This is a genomic window from Marinobacter halophilus (genome assembly GCF_003007685.1).
Lineage (GTDB): Bacteria > Pseudomonadota > Gammaproteobacteria > Pseudomonadales > Oleiphilaceae > Marinobacter > Marinobacter halophilus.
The window spans coordinates 216,890-238,745 of record NZ_PXNN01000017.1; the positions used below are offsets into that span (position 1 = coordinate 216,890).

Here is a 21,856-nt window from a genome sequence, read left to right on the forward strand (position 1 = left end):
GCGCCGACCTGATGGCCGGCGCTGTTGCCGTTATCACAAGATTATAACGAATCAGGAGAGATTTTTAAGGAGCTCCTGCGCTTCTGTTTTTTGCTCATCGTCTCCTTCCAGTGCGACCTCCTCGAGAATATCCCGAGCGCCATCACTGTCCCCCATCTCAATGTAGGCTCGCGCTAGATCCAGCTTGGTCGAAGCTTCATCGGTACCCGCAAGGAAGTCGAAATCGTCTTCCTCGCCCAGGTCGTCCTCGTCGATATCAAACGCTGAGCCCTGCTCAGGCTTTTTATCGAGTGCTTCAGATGCCAGTGGTACAAACGAGTCATCTTCATCGACATCGGCCACCGGCTCTACTTCAGACCTGGACACCAGATCTTCCGGGCTGTCCTGACCGGGACGATCGGCATCATCCTGAACCGCCTCGCTCAGAGTGTCCTCGAGCCCGAGCTCCTCATCAAGAGCCGTTTCATTCCGCTCAAGGTCAGAAGGCAACTCGTTCTCCGAAAACTCTTCCATCAACGCGAGGTCTTCATCGGAAACGTCCAGTTCCAGATCGTCCAGAGTCGATTCGCTGAGATCCAGTTCCTCTGGGCCATCGTCTTCACCGGCCACTTTGTCCAGTTCTGCGTCAAGCTCATCAAGGAACGACTCATCGAGAACGTCATCAGATTCAGTTTCAATGTCAGCGCCCGCTTCAACGCCTGTCACACCCTCGGCATCGACCTTGGTTTCAGCCGGCGGGGTTGACTCATCGTCTTCAAGAATCGTCTCGAAATCAAAACTGAAATCATCTTCATCCGGCTCAGCAGGCTTCGAATCCTCAAGATCGATTTCAAGGGAAGAGAAATCGGTGTCTTCAGATCTTTTCGTTTCGTCAGACTCAAGGTCATCAGCTTTTTCCAACCCGGAGAGATCGTACTCGATCAAGTCGTCAGCCGAGTCTGTTTCTTCCGCCACGTCCGATTCCAACTCACCGAATTCGTTCTCGATTTCCGGCTCTGCGCTGGCCTCAAACTTGTCAGACTTCATGCCATCCGATAATTCCCAGTCATCCTCGAGCGAACTCTCTTCCACGTTGTCACGACTGCTAAACGAGTCCGAGCGTAGCTGCGTTTCGAGATCATCGATGCTTGGCATGGATTCCGCTTCTGCCAGTCGCTCGCGAAGGGCATTGGCTTCGGCAAGGGCGACGTCATCGTCCAGCGCCTGAATCTCACCGAACTGCTTTTCGAACGAGTCACGGTCCTGACTGTCTGCATAGACGGCCAGGAGTTTCAGGCGGAGGTCCGCACGACTTGGCTCTCGAGAGATCGCGGTTTCGAGTGCCTGTGCCGCCTGGTCATGACGACCATAGGCAATGTAGGTGTCGGCCTCTGCCAGCGCATCACCGGTTTCTTCATGGCCCACAAACTCTTCTTCCAGGTTCAGATCGAAGGAATCGTTTGCATCACCTTCTTCACTGTTCAGCTGGTCGTAGAAAGCTTTTTCGCGGTTGGCGTTGCGACGCGCCACCAGCAACAGCAGCAGCAACAGCAGCACCAGCCCGCCACCCAGAGCAATCTGATACATCGGGTTGTTGGTTATTGCCTGAATGACGTTAGCCGGGAACCCTTTGTCAGCCACCGGTGGTGCAACCGGCTGTGGCCGCTCTCTTGGTTGCTCTGCTGCCGGCGGTGGTGCAACAGCCACTTCAGCATCTTCTGCGCCCTGCTCGGTCTGATCAGTTGCACTTACTTCTTCAGCAGCGTCCGCCGTTGTTTCATCGGCAGGCTCATCTTCTTCCTCTTGCGTGGCAGCGGAATCAGCCAGCAGCGCTTCATCTGCGGCCTGATCACTCTCAACACCTTGATCACTCTCAGCACCTTGATCACGCTCGGCAACTTGATCGGCAGAAACCTCGTCCGGTTCCGGCATCGATTCTGCCAGCTCAGCACTCTCGTCAGCCGCGGTTACCTCTTCAGAGGTCATACCCTGCATATCGGCAAGCTGGGTATTCTTCAGCTCAATCAGGCGCTGGAGCGTGGATACCTGATCCTGGAGATCCGACAATCGGCTGTTCAGCTCTTCATTTTCGCGTCGCGTTGCTTCAAGTTCTTCCATCGCGACCGCAGAGCCGGCATCGGTGCCGCCAGGAAGATCGCCATCACCGCCTGCAGACCCGCCTTGTTCGGTATCCCGGCTCTCGCCATCAGCGACCAGCAAACGCAATTCATCACTCCCTGCAGCCGGCTGAGCAGGCGCCCGCGCGGCATCTGCTTCCGCCGTGCGGGTAGCATCAACGGTACGAGACTGGAACTCCTGATTTTGTTGAGCGACGGCACTATTGGCTTGCGCCCGGGTCCGGCTTTGAATCTGGCCCAGGGTCGGAACACGCAACACTTCACCGCGCTTCAGGCGATTGATGTTACCGCCGATAAATGCGTTCGGATTCAGGTCCTGCAGGGCCAACATGACTTGTTGTGTAGAGAGAGAGTCATCCGGGCGGACCTGCTGGGCAATCGTCCAGAGAGTGTCGGAAGGTCCGGTGGGACCAAAGCTGCCACCCTGATAACTGCGGGCAAGTGAGCCCTCGGCCTGGATCTGGCGGCGAACCGATTCCTGACTGCGGGTAGCAGCCTGCCGTGGGCTTGCTGTCGCGGCAGCGGAAGGTGCACTGACCGGCTCCCTGACACCCGAGTCCTCAGCATAAACCGGAGGATCGACAAGCACAGCGTATTCCCGCATCAAGCGACCGCTCGGCCAAGTCAACTCCAACAGGAAGTTAAGATAGGGCTCCCGGAGTGGCTCCCGGGAAGACACATTAACAACGAGGTTTCCGTCTGTACCGGTAACAACCTCAAACCTCAGTCTGCTGAGAAACTGGTGGCGATTAATACCAACCCGTTCGTAGGCAGCTTCCGGTGCAACATTAACAAATACATCACCGGGATCTACACCACGACTTTCACGGAGAGATATTTCCGCATCCAGAGGCTCATTCAGCCAGGACTGTAGTTCAATTTCACCCAGGCCCAGGGCCTGAGCAACGCCTGAACCGAGCCCTCCCGCCAGCGCCATGGCAACCGCAAGCTTGCGTACCTTCATGCTTATTCCTTTCCAGTCTCCGTTATTCTTTACTGCTGTATTTCAACAGAATCGGACGAGGTTGGATGACTTACGTCTTTATAGTTCTCGTTGTTATATCGCAATTATACCGTTCGGCTTCGCAAGTATTGTTGATAAAGCCTCTTTTATCAATCAATCAGCTGCAATCCCTGCACCGTTTTTTGATCAATCGGGCGGAACTCCTTAGTGCCCTTGAAAATAACAGGGGCGGACGCTGAAATCAGCCTCCGCCCCTGACCGGTTTACCAAAAACCGGACACAGTTGGCATTAATTACCCCTGTGTAACATTTCTTAACGTTCCTGCAGGATACGCAGCATGCGACGAAGCGGTTCGGCCGCACCCCAGAGCAGCTGATCGCCCACAGTAAACGCAGAGATATACTCCGGACCCATGGCCAGTTTACGAATACGACCAATCGGAATGCTCAGGGTACCGGTCACTTTTGCCGGTGTGAGTTCCTGCATGGTGGCATCGCGATCGTTCGGAATCACTTTAACCCAGTCATTGGCCTTGGCCAGGATGCCTTCGATCTCGGCAACCGACAGATCTTTCTTCAGTTTGATGGTCAGTGCCTGACTGTGAGAACGCATGGCCCCGATCCGGACACAAAGGCCATCAATGGGAATAGGATTGTCGCTGCGACCCAAAATCTTGTTGGTCTCAACACCGGCCTTCCATTCTTCCTTACTCATCCCGTTATCGAGCTGTTTGTCGATAAACGGAATCAGGCTGCCCGCCAAAGGCACACCAAAATGCTCGGTGGGAAATTCCCCGGAACGCATGGTTTCGGTGACCTTGCGGTCAATTTCCAGAATGGCGGACGACGGATCTTCCAGCTCGGATTTAACGCTGTTGTTCAGCGCACCCATCTGACTCAGCAGTTCACGCATATTCTGGGCGCCGGAACCGGAGGCCGCCTGGTAAGTCATCGGAGATACCCATTCGATCAGGTCTTGCTCCAGCAGGCCACCCAGCGCCAACATCATAAGGCTGACGGTGCAGTTACCGCCAACGTAGTCCTTGACTCCACTGTCCAGTGCCGCATCGATCACGTTGCGGTTGACCGGGTCCAGCACGATGACGGAATGATCAACCATCCGCAGCGTCGACGCCGCATCAATCCAGTAGCCTTGCCAGCCTGCATCACGCAGTTTCTGGTAAACCTCCGTGGTGTAATCGCCACCCTGGCAGGTCAAAACCACGTCCAGGGTTTTCAGAATGTCGATATCAAACGCATCTTGCAGTGGCGGAACGCCCTCTTTACCAACGTCCGGGGCCGGCTTTCCTGCCTGGGAAGTGGTAAAAAACACCGGATCGATCTCTGCAAAATCGTTTTCTTCACGCATGCGTTGCATGAGGACCGAGCCCACCATGCCACGCCAACCTATAAGTCCAACTCGCTTCATGTGCGACCTTTGAACCTCGCTTTGTGCCCGTCCACTGCCGTTATCGCTGACAGGGACAGGATGGATGATCCCGCGGCGACAGCATCGCGCCGCCGTCGGGTCTGTGTAAATCAGATCAGTATGCGTTTAGAGCGCGTTCAGAACCGCCTCACCCATTTCGCGGGTGGACACCTTCCGGGCGCCTTCGGACATAATATCGCCCGTACGCAGGCCCTGATCCAGCACCTTGCTGACTGCCGCTTCAATCGCGTCTGCGGCGGCATCCTCGTTCAGACTGTAACGCAGCATCATCGCCACGCTGAGGATGGTAGCCAGCGGATTGGCGATGCCCTGGCCGGCAATGTCGGGTGCTGAACCGTGACAAGGCTCGTACATACCCTGCTTTTCCGAGTTCAGTGACGCCGACGGTAACATGCCGATGGAGCCCGTAAGCATCGCCGCTTCGTCGGAAAGAATATCACCAAACATGTTGCCAGTCACAATCACGTCAAACTGCTTGGGTGCCCGAACCAGCTGCATGGCGGCATTATCCACGTACATGTGTGACAGTTCGACGTCTGGATATTCACGCTTCAGATCTTCCATCACTTCACGCCAGAGCACAGTCACTTCCAGCACGTTGGCCTTGTCGACCGAACACAGTTTCTTGCCCCGCTGCTGCGCCGCTTCAAAGGCGACCCGGCCTATTCGACGAATTTCGGATTCAGTGTAGGCGTAAGTGTTATAGCCCTGGCGCTCACCGCTTTCCAGCTGACGCACGCCGCGCGGCTGGCCGAAATAGATGCCGCCGGTCAGCTCACGCACAATCAGGATATCCAGACCGGAGACCACCTCTGGCTTGAGCGAAGATGCCGACGCCAGTTGCGGGTACAGAATCGCCGGCCGCAAGTTGGCAAACAACTCCAGATTGGAACGCAGGCCGAGCAGCCCCTTCTCCGGACGCACGGCCATCGGCAAGCTGTCCCATTGAGGACCGCCCACAGCACCAAGCAGAATAGCGTCTGCCTTGCGGGCCTTTTCCAGGGTTTCATCCGGCAACGGCACGTCGGTCTCATCAATGGCAGCACCACCGACCAGCGCCGAGTCGAAGGTCAGATCCAGGCTGAACTTGTCATTAATCTTGTGCAGAACCTTTTCTGCCTCGGCCACGATCTCGGGGCCAATGCCGTCACCCGGCAACAGCAAAACACTACGGGACATATCAATTTCCTTGTTAATCAGTTTCCAGCGTTGAACAGCCATGGGGCAGTCTGGCGGCGAGCATCTTCATAGACACGAATCGCCTCCGCGTCTTCCAGCGTAACGCCAATATCATCCAAACCATTGAGCAAGCAATGACGACGGAAGTTATCCACGTCGAAGCTATAAGACTCGCCGGACGGCGTAGTCACCGTCTGCGCGGTCAGGTCGACCATCAGTTGATAGCCTTCGGTCCCCTCAGATTCCTGAAAAAGCCTATCAACAATTTTTTCATCAAGAACAATGGGCAATAAGCCGTTCTTAAAGCAATTATTGTAGAAGATATCAGCAAAACTCGGAGCAATAATAACCCGGAAGCCGAAATCGTCCAGCGCCCAGGGCGCGTGTTCACGGCTGGAGCCACAACCGAAGTTCCGGCGAGCCAGCAGAACACTGGCGTTTTTGTAACGCGCCTGGTTCAGCACGAAATCCGGATTCAACGAACGCTTTGAGGAATCCTGATCGGGCTGGCCTTCGTCAAGATAACGCAGTTCATCAAACAGATTCGGACCAAAGCCGGTGCGTTTGATCGACTTCAGAAATTGCTTGGGAATAATCATGTCCGTATCCACATTGGCACGGTCCATGGGGGCAACAAGGCCCTGGTGTTGCGTAAATGCGCGCATGGTCTCTCTCCTGTGGATCAGTTCATCAGCTCACGGACATCAACAAAATGGCCGGTGACGGCCGCAGCCGCCGCCATGGCCGGGCTCACCAGATGGGTACGCCCACCAAAGCCCTGACGACCCTCAAAGTTGCGGTTCGAGGTCGACGCGCAATGCTCACCCTGCCCCAGCTTGTCGGCGTTCATGGCCAGACACATGGAACATCCCGGATCTCGCCATTCCAGACCGGCTTCAATAAAGATCTTGTCCAGACCTTCCTGCTCGGCCTGAGCTTTCACCAGGCCAGAGCCCGGCACCACCATCGCCTGCTTCAGGCTCAACGCCACCTTACGGCCTTTAACCACGGCCGCCGCCTCGCGCAGATCTTCGATGCGACTGTTGGTGCAGGAGCCAATAAACACCCGGTCCAGCTGGATATCGGTAATCTTCTGGTTCGCGGCGAGCCCCATGTACTTCAACGCCCGCTCGATGCCTTCGCGCTTGATGGGGTCTTGTTCTTTGGCCGGGTCCGGCACACTGCCCTCAACACCGGTGACCATCTCCGGCGACGTACCCCAGCTGACCTGCGGCTGAATGGCCGAACCGTCCAGCTCCACCACCTTGTCGAACACCGCATCGTCGTCACTGCGCAAGGTGCGCCAGTAGGCAACGGCCTTGCCCCAGGTTTCGCCTGTCGGAGAGAACGGGCGACCTTTGACGTAATCGATGGTGGTGTCATCCACCGCCACCATACCGACTCGGGCGCCGCCCTCGATGGCCATATTACAGATGGTCATCCGGCCTTCCATGCTTAGACCACGAATGGCGTCACCACCAAACTCGATGGCGTAGCCGGTGCCGCCCGCGGTGCCTATCTTGCCAATGATGGCCAGCACCACGTCTTTGCCGGTCACGCCCGCACCCAGCTTGCCGTCAACTCTGACCAGCATGTTCTTCATCTTCTTCTGCACCAGGCACTGGGTCGCCAGCACGTGTTCAACCTCGGAAGTGCCAATACCGTGCGCCAGACATCCAAACGCGCCGTGGGTCGAGGTGTGGGAGTCACCACAAACAATACTCATACCCGGCAAAGTGACGCCCTGCTCAGGCCCGATCACATGCACAATACCCTGGCGCTGATCCTTGATCTTGAACTCAAGAATGCCAAACTCATCGCAGTTATTGTCGAGCGTCTCAACCTGGATCCGGGACACCGGATCAACAATGCCATCGATGCCTTTAGCGCGATCAGTCGTCGGTACGTTATGATCCGGCGTGGCAACATTGGCATCAATGCGCCACGGCTTACGATTCGCCAGCCGCAGACCTTCAAAGGCCTGGGGCGATGTCACTTCGTGCAGCAATTGACGATCAATGTAGATCAACGCCGAACCATCGTCCCGCTGTTTGACCAAATGGTCGTCCCACAATTTGTCGTATAAAGTCTTGCCCGCCATGGTTGCTCTCTCACTCCGGGGGTTTCTGTTAGTGCTCTCAGTAGCATCATCTTACTCCGTTGCCACGAATAACCTCAATTCATGTTTGGCATTCGTTGCATTCCTATTGGTTATCCATCTAAGATCGTTGTTATGGGTGCAGGCTTCATCATCAGTGCCAAGCACGCCCGGACATTGGCCGGGGATTCAGCAAGGCGTTTTCCAGACGGCACACTCCAATGTGAGCGGAGCTGCTTCACTGACCCCCTCCCAAAAATCTCGGAGGCCATGGATGGCCGGAGCGAAGCGCACATGGATGTGCTCGTAGCGTTTTTTGGGAGGGGGTCAGTGAAGCGGCGCCTTGCACCGAACTCAGCAGCAAGAATGACGGCGAACACAAATCATGGACTCAAACGCACTGAAAGCCTTCCTGACCATAGTCGACCAGGGCTCCTTTTCAGAAGCCGCCGAAACGCTGCATCTGACACAGCCGGCGATCAGCAAACGCCTGGCCGCCCTGGAAACCCAGCTCGGTACCCGACTAATTGACCGTAGCAACCGCGACATCCGCGTCACCGAAGCCGGCGCCCGACTACTGCCCCATGCCCGCAAGATACTCGACGAAATCCACAACGCCAGACTGGCGCTGTCGCCAGACGCCGACACCATCGAGGGCGAACTGCAAGTCATCGCCAGCCACCACATCGGCCTGCACCACCTGCCCAACTGGCTCAGACGGTTCCGCAAGGAATATCCCCAGGTCACCCTCGATCTGCAGTTCATGGAATCCGATGCCGCCTACCATCAGATGAACAAGCGTAACGCCGAACTCGCCTTCGTCACCCTCAGCGACAGCATGAACCCGCAGTTCCGGATACTGGTGCAATGGCCAGACCCCATGGCCTTTGTGATCGGCGCCGATCACCCGCTCGCGCAACTGAGCACCCCGACCCTGCAGGATCTGGCCCAACACCCTGCCCTGCTGCCGGATACCAGCACCGCCACCTACCGCGTGGTCAGCCGACTGTTTCTCGAAGCCAACCTGCCCCTGAATCCCCTGATGCCGACCAACTACCTGGAAACCATTAAGATGATGACCAGCGTCGGGCTGGGATGGAGCGTGCTGCCGGTGAGCATGCTGGACAGCAGCTTGCGGGTGCTTGAGGTTGGTTATTCGCTCACTCGGGTGCTGGGCGCCGTTGCGCTGTCAGGACGCCAGCTCAGCAACGGCGCCAAAGCGCTGCTTAAGATTGTTGAAACCGAGGAAACCGAGGCCTGATCAGTGCTCGGCGGTGTGGTCATCAGCCGGCAAGGGTTGCAGGCCGCGCCAGCTGATCACAATGGCCACCGCCATGGCAACGGCTCCACCCCAGAACGCCGCAGACGTACTGATACCCTCAACCAGGAAGCCGGACATCCAGGCACCGATCGCGCCGCCGGCGCCGAAGGTCAGACCGCTGTAGAGCGCCTGCCCCTGGCCATGATGATGCTTGCCAAAGAAGCCCTGAATGTACTGTACAGAAATGGCGTGCAGTGCGCCGTAAGAGGCCGCGTGCAACAACTGCGCAAAGATCAGTACTGGCACAACCGTGGTAAGTTCGGCAATCAGCATCCAGCGGATCATGGTCAGCAACAGCGCGCCGATCACGATCTGGCGCACGCTGAACCTCAGCGTTAATCGGTGCATCACCAGGAACAGGCCAATCTCCGCGAGCACGCCCAGCGACCACAGCAAACCGATGGACAGCTTGCCGTAACCGTGTTGAGCCAGGTGAATACTGAAAAAGGTGTAATAGGCACCGTGGGAAACCTGAAGCAGGAAATTCATCAGGAAAAAGGTGATCACCGCCGGGTGGGTCATGATGGCTTTAAGGCTGCCTTTGGGGGCGGATGGTTTTCGCTCCCCTCGCTCTGCCGGCACCAGAAACGCCGACACCACGATGCCGACGAACACCGGCAGCAACAGCCACGGCAAGCGATCAACCGGCACCCATTCCAGAATGCCGCCCACTGCCGCGACCGCACCAATAAAACCGACCGAACCCCATAGACGAATCTTGCCGTAGTGTTCTTTTTTTGCGCCCAGGGCTCTGAGAGTGATTACCTCGTACAACGGCAGGATCGCGTTCCAGAAAAACGTGAAGGCCAGCATCACCAGCAACAAGCCCCAGAAGCCTGGCTCCACAAACACGCCGGCAAAAAAGAGCGATCCGGTGATAGCGCCGAAGCGAACCAGCCGCACCCGCTGGCCGGAACGATCACCAAGCCATCCCCAGACGCTGGGCGCGACCACTTTGGTGAGCTGAATGGTTGCCATCAGGGTGGCAATTTGCAGATAGGAAAAGCCCTGTCCCTCCAGATAGAGAGACCAGTAAGGCAACAGCCCTCCAAGGAGGGCGAAGAACCAGAAGTAAAGGTTAGACAGCCGCCAGTAGATGGTGACCCCCTCCCTTGATCAAAGCTGGCCGAGGATCGGCGTCGTTACCTCCACATCACCGTTCTGACCACGGTGGCGCAGGTAATGATCCATCAACACAATCGCCATCATGGCTTCGGCGATCGGCGTGGCACGAATGCCGACACAGGGGTCGTGGCGACCGGTGGTGATGACCTCAACCGGATTACCGTTGACGTCAATGCTGCGACCGGGAAGGCGCAGGCTCGAGGTCGGTTTCAGTGCCAGGCTGGCGACAATCGGCTGACCCGAGGAGATGCCACCTAACACCCCGCCGGCGTGATTGGACAGGAAGCCTTCAGGGGTCATTTCATCACGGTGCTCGGTACCCTTTTGATCGATACAGCCAAAACCGGCACCAATTTCCACACCCTTGACCGCGTTGATGCTCATCAGGGCATGGGCCAGATCCGCATCCAGACGATCAAAAATCGGTTCGCCCAGCCCCGGTGGTACGCCGTCCGCGACCACGTTGATACGGGCGCCGATGGAGTCACCCTCTTTGCGCAGGGCGTCCATGTAGGCTTCCATCTCGGGCACCTTGTCGGCATCCGGACAGAAAAACGGATTCTGGTGTACCTGATCCCAGTCCAGCTTCTCGGCCTTGATCGGCCCGAGCTGCGACAGATACCCGCGAATACGGATGCCCAGGCGCTGCTCAAGGAATTTGCGGGCTACCGCCCCTGCCGCGACGCGCATGGCGGTTTCGCGGGCAGAAGAACGACCGCCGCCCCGGTAATCGCGCACCCCGTACTTGTGGGTATAAGTGTAATCTGCGTGCGCAGGCCGGAACTGTTCCGAGATTTTGGAGTAGTCTTTGGATCGCTGGTCGGTGTTCTCGATGATCAGACCAATGGGCGTGCCCGTGGTTTTGCCTTCAAACACACCCGAAAGGATACGCACTTCATCCGCTTCGCGCCGCTGCGTGGTATGCCGTGAGGTTCCGGGCTTGCGCCGGTCCAGATCTTTCTGCATGTCGGCTTCCGACAATTCAAGACCGGGAGGGCAGCCGTCAATGATGCACCCTAATGCAGCCCCGTGGCTTTCACCAAACGAGGTTACCGTGAACAGTTTTCCAAATGTATTTCCCGACATATTTCAGCACTTTGTAAAGGTTTTATAATAAACAGAATTAGCGCTTGCTGGCCTGCCATGCACGCAGATCGCGGGCTGTCACCAGGAAAACGCCGTCGCCGCCGTTTTCGAATTCCAGCCAGGTCAGCGGCAAATCCGGGTAGGCGTCGTCCATCGCACCCCAGGAATTGCCCACTTCCACAATCAGCAGACCGTTTTCGGTCAGATGCCCGGCAGCTCCAGCAATGATCCGGTGGGCAATATCCAGGCCATCGTCACCAGCCGCCAATCCCAGCGCCGGTTCGTGATGGAACTCTGCTGGCATGTCTGCCAGGTCTTCAGTATCCACATACGGAGGGTTACTGAGGATGACATCATACTGCCCCTCAATATTGGCAAACACATCGGACCGGACGGTTCGGACTCGCCCCTCCAATCCGTGTAATTCAATGTTGGACTCCGCCACTTCCAGGGCGTCTTCCGAGATATCCGAGAGATCGACCTCGGCTTCGTCAAATACGCTGGCAGCGCCGATACCGATGCAGCCGCTGCCGGTGCACAGGTCAAGTATCCTTTGAACCGGCTGCATACCCAGCCACGGCTGTAGGCCGTTCTCCAGCAGCTCGCCAATCGGTGACCGGGGTACCAGTACCCGCTCGTCGATGTTGAACGGCATCCCCATGAACCAGCCTTCACCCAGCAAGTAAGCAATCGGCACACGTTCGGAAATCCGGCGATCGATACGCTCAATAATCAGTTCCCGCTCTGACCGTATCAGCCGGGCATCCAGGAACACATTGTTGTTCTCCAGCGGCAGATGAACACTTCGCAACACCAGCTGCACGGCCTCGTCCCAGACATTGTCGGTGCCGTGGCCGAAATACAGAGGCGACGCCGCGAACCGGGAAGAGGTATATCTCAGAAAATCGCGGATGGTGTGCAAATCGTCAACTGGACTGGTCACAAAAACGTTTCCCTGATCAGGATAAAGAAGACCGGCATTATACGCCTATTAGGCCCGGGGCTGCAGCCTGTGCGCTGATTAAAGCGCTAACGGCCCGGAACTGCTGCGACTGGCCTCAAACCGATCCAGCGCAGCCGCCATTCGCTGCCGGCCCATTTGGATAAGCTCGGGCGCCTTGTGGTAATCGTAACTGCGGGACGCGTTTTTAGGGATATTTACCAGCAGGTCGGGCGGATAACCGGCAATCTTGTACTGCACCAGCGCGCTCTGCATGGTTTCAATGGTCAGGTTCATCACATCGAACTTGCCAATACCCAGCTTGTCCCAGTCGATGGTTTCGTGATCGTCTTTTTTGCTGGCCCGGCTTTCTTGTTCAACTCTGACCGCCTCATCCCGCTTGGCCTTCTTTTCTTTTTCCTGGGCCTTCTTGGTCATTTCCCGGTTGATTTTTTCTTCCGGAGACTCGTTGCTATCTATCTTACGCGACGTCAACGACTTCAGCGTATCCCAGTCAAACCAGCGAGAAGCCTTATCGCGAATAGCGTCTACCCACTCATCCATATCACTGGCAACGACATCATCCGGGGCAAATGCCGCGTCCGGAATGCGCCGTCGCTGCTCATCCTCACCGCTGAGGTTGACCGCCACAACCAGATCGGCATGCGCCGAAATGGTGGGAATAATAGGCAGCGGGTTGAGCAATGCGCCGTCGACCAGCACCCGACCATCCAGCACCAATGGCGTAACCACACTGGGAATGGCAATGGATGCGCGGATCGCGCGATCAAGAGGGCCCTCCTGAAACCAGATTTCCTTGTGTGCCAGCAAATCGGTAGCAACGGCCGTATAGGCGATCGGCAAATCCTCAATACGAGTGTCGCCAAGAATTTCCCGAACAATCGAAAACACCTTCTCACCACGAATGGCACCGACCGAGGTAAAGGTCACATCGAGCAACTTGAGCACATCAAACTGACCCAGGCCGGTGACCCAGTCTTTGTAGTCCTGCATTTTGCCGGCCGCAAACATACCGCCGATCAGCGCCCCCATGGAGCACCCGGAAATCGCTATAATGTTGTAACCACGCTCCTGCAACACCTCAATGGCACCGATATGGGCATAGCCCCGTGCACCGCCACTGCCCAGCGTCAGGGCAACAGTTTTGCCCTTTCCGGTTTGTGCCATGTTCTTTTCGATACTCTGATGAGCACTGGCCGGCGATATTTGCGAACTCTGAACAACGGCACTGGCGCCATCGCTGGGAGGGTTCAGTTCGGTTCCGTCGCCCTGCGGCTTATCGTTACCCGCCATAGCACCTACCTCTTGATTACCAGTACTTCAATGCGATCGCCCCGGCGGTTCGGGCCTGTCACCTGAACACCAGGCCCGATGGCCAGGGTGCGAATCTGACTGCGGGAAATCCCGGACTTGCTCAACACCTCCGTTAGCGAATCTGCAGCCTTGACTGCCCGGTCAATGGCCGCATCCAGACTTTCATCAGTGCCCAACACAGAGAAAGCCGCCAACACCACTTCCGAGCCTTCCTCGGAAGCCCAGTCGACCAGACCACGGCGGTCAGCAGTAGACAGGTCAAAACGAAAGGTCACACCGCCCTGCCAGGGCACCACAACGGGGCCCAGCACCCGCGCTGCCACCAACTGAAAGCCCGGAATGTCTGCACCCACTTCGACTTCCAGATGCTCGACCCATACATACTCCCGCATGTTGCCGCGCGTCACCGTGTAAACCAGCGTCAGCCAGCGCCGACCCTCATCATCTGCCGTGGCACCCACGAAATAGTCCTGTGAGGTATCCCGGCCTAGTAATCCGGATTGCTGCAGAATCTGATTAGCCCAGACGTTACTGCGGCCACACGACATCCCCGAACACTCAAACAACAGCTGTCCGCCTCTTGCCTGCAACTCCCGGCGGTAATGTTCACGCGCCGCCTCACGACTGGCATCACGATTGATTTCGAACAGCTGCCCCTGTCCCGAAACCGGCAGCCGAGCCATGGTTTCCGAGCGGATTTCACCGCGTATTTCCCGGACCGGGCTGAACAGCACCAAATGCCCGGACGACCGGACGGATTCCGTCGACTGAAGTCTGGATTGAGGAAATGCACTGAGCGGCTCCGCCAACTCGGACGCCATCGACAGTGGCGCAACGGCAAACAGTGCCAGCGCGGTCAGAAACCTTAAATTAATAAAAAGCACACGATCAATCATTGAACAGAAACCTTTTTATGGCTTTGGCTATCGGCGCAGTATCGCCGTCGAGATGACAATGGTGCCCACCGGGCACGTCCACCGTAGTGAGACCCGGAATCAGCTCAGCCCGTGTATCCAGGCCCTTATGGTTGGCCAGCAACCCCTGCGCAGCCCTCACAAACAAGGTGGGGGTTTGAATGGCCTCAAGAGAAGCCTGCACCTGCTCTTCCGTCATCATCAGCGACGTCGGGTGCCTGAGCCGGGCATCTGTCCGCCAGACAAAACCAGCACCGGCACTGCGCATGTTTCTGGGCACCAACAAACCGGCCGCCTCTGAACTCAGGGGGCTAAGCCCACCCTCACGGATCTTCGCCGCGGCATCAACGTCGGGATAGACCGCCGCAGGTGCCGATCCGTTCCTTTTTTTCTGTAATGCCCGTCGAAGTTGCGGAATGGTTTCTTTCGCTGACCGGCTAAGGGCTCCCAGGCTGTCGATCATCACCAGACGACGTACCCGTTCGGGAAACGCTGCCGCATACAGGGCACATACGATGCCACCGAGGGAATGACCCACCAGGTCCAGCGGGAAACGCTCACTTTCGGGAAAATGGTGGTCGATCAGCTCACTGAGATCCGCCACATAGTCCATCAGCCAATACCCGTAACCGGAAGGGCGATGCCCGGAATGGCCATGACCGGCCATATCAATCGCGTATACGCCAGCATGTTGTGCCAGTTCCGGTGCCAGTTTTGTGAAGCTCATGGCGTTATCAAGCCAGCCATGGATCATCAGAACCGGGGGGCGGACTTCATTTTCTACAGGGGTATGCCAGCTCAAGCCAGCCAGTGTGATGTGTTCGAGGGGCCAATGCGCTTCCCGGCAGCCGGCCGGAATATCGTGCCCACTACCGGGTAACACAGTGTCAGTCATGCAAGTCAGATCCTACATGGTGTGAGTGGGGCGATCAGAGCTCAGGGAACCAGCCAGATAAGACTCAATTTTGGTGCGGGCGTTTTCATCATCGCCGTTGAATTGAACCCCGATGCCTGCCGCCCGGTTTCCCTGGGCACCTTTCGGAGTGATCCAGACCACTTTGCCGGCCACCGGTATCTTTTCCGGCTCATCCATCAGGTTGAGCAACAAAAACACCTCATCGCCAAGCTGGTACTGCTTTTGAGTGGGAATAAACATACCACCCTGCCGAATGTACGGCATGTAGGCAGCATAGAGCACCGCTTTGTCTTTGATGGTCAGGGTTAGAATGCCGCTGCGCGCGCCGAATCCGGGGCCCATATCACACACCTTTTACGCTAAGAGTTCTTGTGTCGTTAACGAATGCCGCGATGTTTCAGGAATGTCCTGACATTTCACAATCATAGCAGCTGAATTTGAAGAAAGCTCAGCTTGCGTGCCGCTTCCGGGGCATCAAATCACGCCAGGCAATCAAAAGCTGGCTGGCCTCCAGTTCGGGGCTGGCGTTGTAGACCGAGGCACTTCGGCTTTCTTTTACCCGCTCCAGCAATTCGTGGGCCCGCCACGGAGGATTGGTCCGGGCAAGATACCCGAGCATGTCGGCCGCATCCGGATCCGAAGCCTCGCCACCGGCACTGACTCGCGCCAGGTCGGCAGCCCAACTCTCAAACAACCAGAGCGTATCTTCCAGGCCCAACGCCTTGAACGCTTTGGCAGCCTCGCCTACCGGGATCTGCCCCTTCATAAACTGTCGAAAGGCATCAAACGCGCTATTACGCTGCGCCAGAAAATCACCCAACGCGTAATCCAGTGCCAGTCTTGGTGCATTACCGGCAAGCATCAGACTTTTCACCAGCACATCCGTGCCCGGCTGGCTGCCCTCTTCCAGCTCCGACACCCGGGTCGCCAGCCATTGCTCGGCCTGTTCCGCCGAGGGCAAAGCAATGGTCAATGCCTGGCACCGTGAGCGAATGGTCGGCAACACTGGGCGCCCGCTCTCCTGCAGCAACAATAAGGTAACATCCGCCAGCGGCTCTTCGAGGGTTTTCAACAAAGCATTGGCGGCATTGATATTGAGCTGGTCGGCCCGATCAACAATGATCACTTTATGATGGGCAACCTGAGGCGAGGCAACCGCAAACGACGACAGCGCACGAATCTGATCCACCTTGACCATCCGCGATTTTACCGGTGCATACACTCTCAAATCCGGATGACTATCGGCGGCCACCAACTCGCACTGCTTGCAGTGGCCACAGGCAACCCTGACCCCGGTCTCGCGATGAACTGGCGATGCACAAAGCAGTAGCCCGGCCACCGCCTGAGCCCAGTCACGCTTACCGACACCGCGTTCACCAACAATCAATAACGCATGGGGCAAACGATCCTGAGCCAGACGCTGTTGTACAGCGGACCAGGCGCCGGCCAACCAGGGCATTTGTTGTGCGATATCAGTCATGTTGTGGTGTCCGTGGAGCGGATTCAGTTTCATGGCCACGCCGCAACTGGCGCTTCATCGTCTTCAGTAGTCTCCTGAGCCGCTGAGCATCTTCATCAGCCTGAGTTGCGGTTGGTGCACTATAGTAATGGCTGTTCACCGTGCGGGCAAAAATACGCACAGTTTCGGAGATGGCCGGCCGTGCCCGCGCCATGCGCTCCGCCAGGGCTCCAGGGGTTTCGCCGTTGCGCACAGGCACACCGACCTGCTCACACAATCGGTGCCAGGCCCCCACCACCTGCCGGAAGCCATCCTGACGAGTTCCCCTGCGCATTGAAAGGGCTGAAACCAGGCCAGCCACCAGCAAGGCAAAACCGACCAGCCCGGCTGTGATATAGCCTAACTCCCGCAAACCGATGCCGCCGGGCAACCGGGACATCAGATCCATCTGACTCTGCCCCTGATAACCCACTACCCAGCGCTGCCAGTGATAATTGATCCGGTCCATCTGCAGCGAGGCCCATTGCAGCATCGCAAAATCGCCATACCTTTGGGGCGACGTCAGGTTGTTTTCCAGGAACGACCCTTCCTCCTCCATTGCCTCCCGCAGCCCGAATTCAATCCGGCTAGGGGCAATGGCGGCGGTGGGATCTACCCGCACCCAACCCCGGCCATCCAGCCAGACCTCAACCCAGGCGTGGGCATCATATTGGCGTACGATCAGATAGTCATCGCCGGCACCGGCATCGCCACCCTGATAGCCAATCACCACCCGGGACGGAATTCCGGCCGCCCGAAACACAAAGGTCGCAGCGCCGGCGTAGTGAGCACAGAATCCTCGCTTTTCATCAAACAGCAAGGCATCAATACCATCCCGGGGCATCACCGGTGGCCGAAGCGTGTAGTAGTACTCCTGCTCCCGGAAGCGGGTCATCAGAGCATTAACCAGCTGAACGGGAGCGTGAGCCCCAGCCAGCTCACTGGCCAGTGCCCGCGCTTGGGGATTGGCTTCGCCAGGCAATTGCAGATAGCGCTGGCGCATCGCCGGCGACAGTTCCTGACGGGCCTGAACCGGCCCGGGCTCTAACGCCAGGCGGTAGCGCACCGCGCTGTCGGCTGGCCGCCGAAAGCGGAACAGGTCTTCACCGGCATCAAAGACGTTGTCAGAGGCCGCGACGGAATTTTCCAGAGAAAACGCCCAGCGCTGATCTGTGGGCTCCATCAACACATCGTATTGATTGCTGGCTAAAGGCCCAACGCCACCGTCTACGGCAACCCGTCCGGGCCGCTGAAAAGGTTCGGCATCCCGCTGACGCCAGGTTTCTCCATCCAGATAGTCGAGGATCAAGCCTCGCCAGTAGCGGTCACGATACTCTGGTGCCGGGCCGCCAAAGGTCACCCGAAAGGCGCGCTCACTGCTCTGGGCAAGATTCGAGATATCGCCCGGGCGCATGCTGTCGGAAATACCACTGCGGGCCTCCCCCGAGACCAGGGGCACACTCCATAACGGTGCCATGCGTGGAAAGAACATGAACAGCAGTAGCACCACTGGCAAAGTCTTCACCAGTAGTAACCCGAGTCGTTTCCAACCCGACTTCAGGGAGCCTGGGAGATCCGGCGCATTCAGAATTTGCAAGCCGATCAACAGGCAACCGATAGCTCCGAAGGTTAGCAATGCCCAGAATATATCCTGCTTGAACAGGAAGTTGACAGCAGACAGGTACACCAGAATAAAAAATAACACATAGAAATCCCGGGCCGAGCGGGTTTCCAGCCATTTGAGACCAACCGCCAGCACAAAGAATGAAGCCGCGGTATCCACGGTGAACCGGCCTTCAACCGTGCCTATATAAACCCCGGTCAGCACCAGCATAATACCGGTTCGCAGCCAGCGGCCCGGCAGGCGCACTCGTCCGGTCTGAGCCAGCCAGCGCCAGCCCGCCAGCACCACACAGGCCGCGATCAGCCACCAGGGCAGCCGGTTCCACTGCGGCAACAGTAACAGCCCAAAACTACCGATCAACCAGAGCAAGGCTGCACCAGGAATCGAATCGGTCGAGGCAGCACCGGCTGGGGTCCGGCCTCTGAAAATGCCCGCCATTCGGCTCACGCTGAACCTCCCGCAGGGGCGCCATCAACGGCCTTACGGGTGCCAAAGGCCAACGCATCCTGCTCTCTTGGCGGTTTCTCACCCCAGACTGCCAGCGCCCTGAGACAACGTTCGCCGTGAACCGGCCCGGTGTCTGGCTCGATGACTTCACCCGGCAGATTCAAGCCGAAACGGACACCTTGCTGAACACGATCTGCAATCAGCCAGGCCAGATAGCTGAGCCGGAGTTCGGTATCCGCACCCGGGAAGGCGCTGAAATCCAGCCAGTGAGGACTGCCCTGCTCACCTTCCCAATCAGCCACCACCATCTGGCCGGAGCGAGCAAACCGCTTCCACATTACCCGCTGACTCATATCACCCTCACGCCACGGCCGCAGATCCGCATTATCCTGACCCATCACCTTAGCCTCAGATTTGGCCTCACTGCCGTCATCGACCTGGCTGAGCACGTCCGGTGCTGGCACGGGCCGAGGGTAAGCAATTCCAGCCGAGACCGGACGCAACCAGGACCACGCCTTGAGCAAACCAAACGGAAAACGGGTTTCAATCCGGATCCGGTCCGGGCGAAGATAGCCTCGATGGGCAGAAGGCACCGGCAATACCACATCCAGAGATTGCCCGGATGGCACGTGCACGCCCTCAAGTCTGGAGTCTTCCACGGACAGGATCATCGCCAGACCAGCATCCTTACCGGCACTGACCCGCAAACTGAAAGGCACATCATCTCCGGCCTCACTTTCACCAGCCCGCACCAATGACAAGGTAAGGCCAGACAGGTTGCGGTGGGTCTGGTGCATGGCACCCACAAACAAAGCGCCGAGAGCAAACGTGAGCAGATAAATGAGACTGTTCTGGTAGTTAATCCCAGTAATCAGCATGATCAACAACAGCACGCCGAACACCACTCCCGCCCCGGTGGGCAAAATAAAGATGTTCTTCTGACTGAACGCCTGCATGTCCGCTCTTGGAATACGGCGACCAATCCAGCGGTGCCAACGACGTTTTACAATTTTCTTGATCATGCCCATCAGGCCAACTTTCCCCTGAAAAGTTCATCGGTTACCGAAACGCATCAAAACACACTCTTCGGTTGCCCATAAAGCTTTACTGCCGAACGGCGGATTCTGATCACAGACCCGGCACTTTCCGGTTGAAAAACTGTCTGACAAACCGAATACTGCTAACAGGAAGCGTACCGTCTGATTTTTGCAGTTTCAGCCGCGCGTCTGAACCGAACCGGTAGCGCAAGAGGCTTTACCATGACACGCCCTACATTGCTTGCAACAGCCATCGCCGTCATCCTTTCTGGCCCGGTCACTGCCGGTGTGCAGACCATGACATCGGATGAGATGGTCGATACCTACGTCCAGGATTCGGCGGTTATCGTGGTACCCAGAGACCAGCAGAAATCCGAAGCCGACCGCCAGCGCATCTTACGGGCACTGACCATATCGCCCGGTGAGCCGGTACTGAGCGAAGCCGAGGAAGAAGCCTACCGTGAGGCCTTGCAGCGCTATTCGGACGAAGGTAAATCCGAAGCCCTGGCCAACGCCGAGGACGAATTCCTGCGCCGGGCCCTGCTGCTACCCACAGACGAACTCGCCCGCGCGCAACCGCCGGCAGACTTTACCCCCAGGCTTCCCCAGCTGATTTTCGGCCAGCAACCGCAAATACCGGATGAGCCGTTCACCCAGACCTTCCTGAACGATCAGCTTGGCATCGGTTTTGACGGCCAGAACCTGAACTTTACCATCGGCAATCCGCCCGGCATTGACCGCATCAACATTCCACAGGCCATCAACGAAGGCCCGATCAGCCTGACCCCAAGACCCGGCGGCGGTTTTGACCTGTCCATTCAGGTGCCTGACCGATAAACCACGCCTCTTTTATTAACGCAAAACGGCGACTTTGAAAGGTCGCCGTTTTTTGTCTGGTTTGGTAATTTCTGACCCATAAAAAAACGCCCCGCAGTGCGGGGCGCCTCTCCAACTTGGGTGTTCAGGTCAGGTTAGTGACCGTAAACAGCCAGCTTGGTGTCGGAGATAGTCAGGTTCTGCATGGCGATAGAACCGATAGAAGTACCGCCGATCTCGATGGCACCGATGGACACGTCCATGCTGATGTCATTGATGTCAACACGCAGCACGTCGGTTGCGGTAGAGTCGCCCAGACCGTTGCCTTTGTAGACGTGAACGTCAGCGTAGGCAAAGGCATTGCCCGGATTCGGATCACCGATATAACCAGCGCCGTGGATGGCCATGTTACGGATGCCAACACCCAGGAACTCAACGTCGAAGTTCATGTCATTCACGCTGAACAGAACGTCCAGCTGCAGCTCGTCGGTCGCGGTATCAACACGGATGTCCAGCTGAGCCAGTTGACCCCAACCACTCAGGCCAGAGATCAGCGTGGTGCTTTCGCTGCCATCAGCGGCCACCAGCTCCATGGAGCTTGCAGTCATACCCCAGTCGATCGGCTGACCAGAGATTGAGTGGACTGAGATGAACGCATCACCATCGGCCTCTACGTCGATGTCGATGTACAGATCATCCAACAGGTTGGTACCAGGACCACCAGCAACACCAGAACCACCAAGCACGATGTCATTCACATTGAATGAGCCTTCGTCGGTGTAGGTGAAGGTACCGATGCTAACCTGGGTTTCCAGTTCGATGGTCACACCTGCCTGTCCGGTAACGTTACCCATTGAGGTATCGTCAAGGGCTTTCATGCCAGCGTGGGAAGCGAACGGAGCAGCGGCAATGACAGTTGCCAGAGCAATTTTCTTCAGGCCTTTCATTATATTCTCCTTGAGAAACTCGTTTTGTTCTTATGTGAGTTT

18 protein-coding genes are annotated in these 21,856 nt (G+C 57.2%); 2 read left to right on the forward strand and 16 right to left on the reverse strand.

The window, feature by feature from the left end; all coding sequences use genetic code 11:
- Positions 1–51: 51 nt before the first annotated feature.
- The 5 genes from C7H08_RS14895 to leuC all read right to left on the reverse strand — a co-directional run bounded on the left by C7H08_RS14895 (position 52) and on the right by leuC (position 7,811).
- Positions 52–3,081 (reverse strand): FimV/HubP family polar landmark protein, encoded by a 3,030-nt coding sequence (locus C7H08_RS14895; protein ID WP_106673032.1) that lies wholly within the window; start codon positions 3,079–3,081, stop codon positions 52–54.
- Between the two features lie 313 nt (positions 3,082–3,394).
- Positions 3,395–4,510, reverse strand: a complete 1,116-nt coding sequence (asd, locus tag C7H08_RS14900; RefSeq protein ID WP_106673033.1) for an aspartate-semialdehyde dehydrogenase — start codon at positions 4,508–4,510, stop codon at positions 3,395–3,397.
- Between the two features lie 126 nt (positions 4,511–4,636).
- Complete coding sequence (gene leuB / locus C7H08_RS14905; RefSeq protein ID WP_106673606.1) at positions 4,637–5,710, reverse strand: 3-isopropylmalate dehydrogenase; 1,074 nt, start codon at positions 5,708–5,710, stop codon at positions 4,637–4,639.
- A 17-nt stretch (positions 5,711–5,727) separates the two neighbouring features.
- Positions 5,728–6,375: a 3-isopropylmalate dehydratase small subunit gene (leuD, locus tag C7H08_RS14910; protein WP_106673034.1), complete on the reverse strand. Its 648-nt coding sequence runs from the start codon at positions 6,373–6,375 to the stop codon at positions 5,728–5,730.
- A 17-nt stretch (positions 6,376–6,392) separates the two neighbouring features.
- A complete protein-coding gene (gene leuC, locus C7H08_RS14915) occupies positions 6,393–7,811 on the reverse strand; it encodes a 3-isopropylmalate dehydratase large subunit (protein ID WP_106673035.1) in 1,419 nt (472 codons plus the stop codon).
- 382 nt (positions 7,812–8,193) lie between these two features.
- Between leuC and C7H08_RS14920 the strand changes: the two genes are divergently transcribed.
- Positions 8,194–9,069: a LysR family transcriptional regulator gene (locus C7H08_RS14920; RefSeq protein ID WP_106673036.1), complete on the forward strand. Its 876-nt coding sequence runs from the start codon at positions 8,194–8,196 to the stop codon at positions 9,067–9,069.
- Here the strand turns inward: C7H08_RS14920 and C7H08_RS14925 are convergent, their stop codons facing one another.
- From C7H08_RS14925 to C7H08_RS14970, 10 genes are all read right to left on the reverse strand, one after another.
- On the reverse strand, positions 9,070–10,227 hold the full coding sequence (locus C7H08_RS14925; protein ID WP_106673037.1) for an MFS transporter: 1,158 nt from the start codon (positions 10,225–10,227) through the stop codon (positions 9,070–9,072).
- A gap of 18 nt (positions 10,228–10,245) precedes the next feature.
- Positions 10,246–11,340 (reverse strand): chorismate synthase, encoded by a 1,095-nt coding sequence (gene aroC / locus C7H08_RS14930; RefSeq protein WP_106673038.1) that lies wholly within the window; start codon positions 11,338–11,340, stop codon positions 10,246–10,248.
- A gap of 37 nt (positions 11,341–11,377) precedes the next feature.
- A complete protein-coding gene (prmB, locus tag C7H08_RS14935) occupies positions 11,378–12,283 on the reverse strand; it encodes a 50S ribosomal protein L3 N(5)-glutamine methyltransferase (protein ID WP_106673039.1) in 906 nt (301 codons plus the stop codon).
- Positions 12,284–12,361: 78 nt separating this feature from the next.
- The gene (locus C7H08_RS14940; protein ID WP_373284929.1) at positions 12,362–13,468 is read right to left on the reverse strand and encodes a patatin-like phospholipase family protein; all 1,107 of its coding nucleotides are present in this window, start codon (positions 13,466–13,468) and stop codon (positions 12,362–12,364) included.
- A 131-nt stretch (positions 13,469–13,599) separates the two neighbouring features.
- Positions 13,600–14,511 carry a DUF4892 domain-containing protein gene (locus tag C7H08_RS14945; protein WP_106673041.1) on the reverse strand — a complete coding sequence of 304 codons (912 nt, stop codon included), beginning with the start codon at positions 14,509–14,511 and terminating at the stop codon, positions 13,600–13,602.
- Positions 14,504–15,424 carry an alpha/beta fold hydrolase gene (locus tag C7H08_RS14950; RefSeq protein ID WP_106673042.1) on the reverse strand — a complete coding sequence of 307 codons (921 nt, stop codon included), beginning with the start codon at positions 15,422–15,424 and terminating at the stop codon, positions 14,504–14,506. The genes C7H08_RS14945 and C7H08_RS14950 overlap by 8 nt, the downstream gene beginning before the upstream one ends.
- Before the next feature lie 12 nt (positions 15,425–15,436).
- On the reverse strand, positions 15,437–15,787 hold the full coding sequence (locus C7H08_RS14955) for a PilZ domain-containing protein (RefSeq protein WP_106673043.1): 351 nt from the start codon (positions 15,785–15,787) through the stop codon (positions 15,437–15,439).
- Positions 15,788–15,893: 106 nt separating this feature from the next.
- A complete protein-coding gene (gene holB / locus C7H08_RS14960) occupies positions 15,894–16,925 on the reverse strand; it encodes a DNA polymerase III subunit delta' (protein ID WP_106673044.1) in 1,032 nt (343 codons plus the stop codon).
- The gene (locus C7H08_RS14965; protein WP_106673607.1) at positions 16,918–19,005 is read right to left on the reverse strand and encodes a transglutaminase TgpA family protein; all 2,088 of its coding nucleotides are present in this window, start codon (positions 19,003–19,005) and stop codon (positions 16,918–16,920) included. The genes holB and C7H08_RS14965 overlap by 8 nt, the downstream gene beginning before the upstream one ends.
- 5 nt (positions 19,006–19,010) lie before the next feature.
- Positions 19,011–20,036, reverse strand: a complete 1,026-nt coding sequence (locus tag C7H08_RS14970) for a DUF58 domain-containing protein (protein WP_106673608.1) — start codon at positions 20,034–20,036, stop codon at positions 19,011–19,013.
- 237 nt (positions 20,037–20,273) lie between these two features.
- Between C7H08_RS14970 and C7H08_RS14975 the strand changes: the two genes are divergently transcribed.
- Positions 20,274–20,888, forward strand: coding sequence for a hypothetical protein (locus C7H08_RS14975; protein ID WP_106673045.1), 615 nt, complete (start codon positions 20,274–20,276; stop codon positions 20,886–20,888).
- Positions 20,889–21,022: 134 nt separating this feature from the next.
- Here C7H08_RS14975 and C7H08_RS14980 read toward each other — a convergent pair whose 3' ends face one another.
- Positions 21,023–21,814, reverse strand: coding sequence for a DUF6160 family protein (locus C7H08_RS14980; protein ID WP_106673046.1), 792 nt, complete (start codon positions 21,812–21,814; stop codon positions 21,023–21,025).
- Between the last annotated feature and the right edge of the window lie 42 nt (positions 21,815–21,856).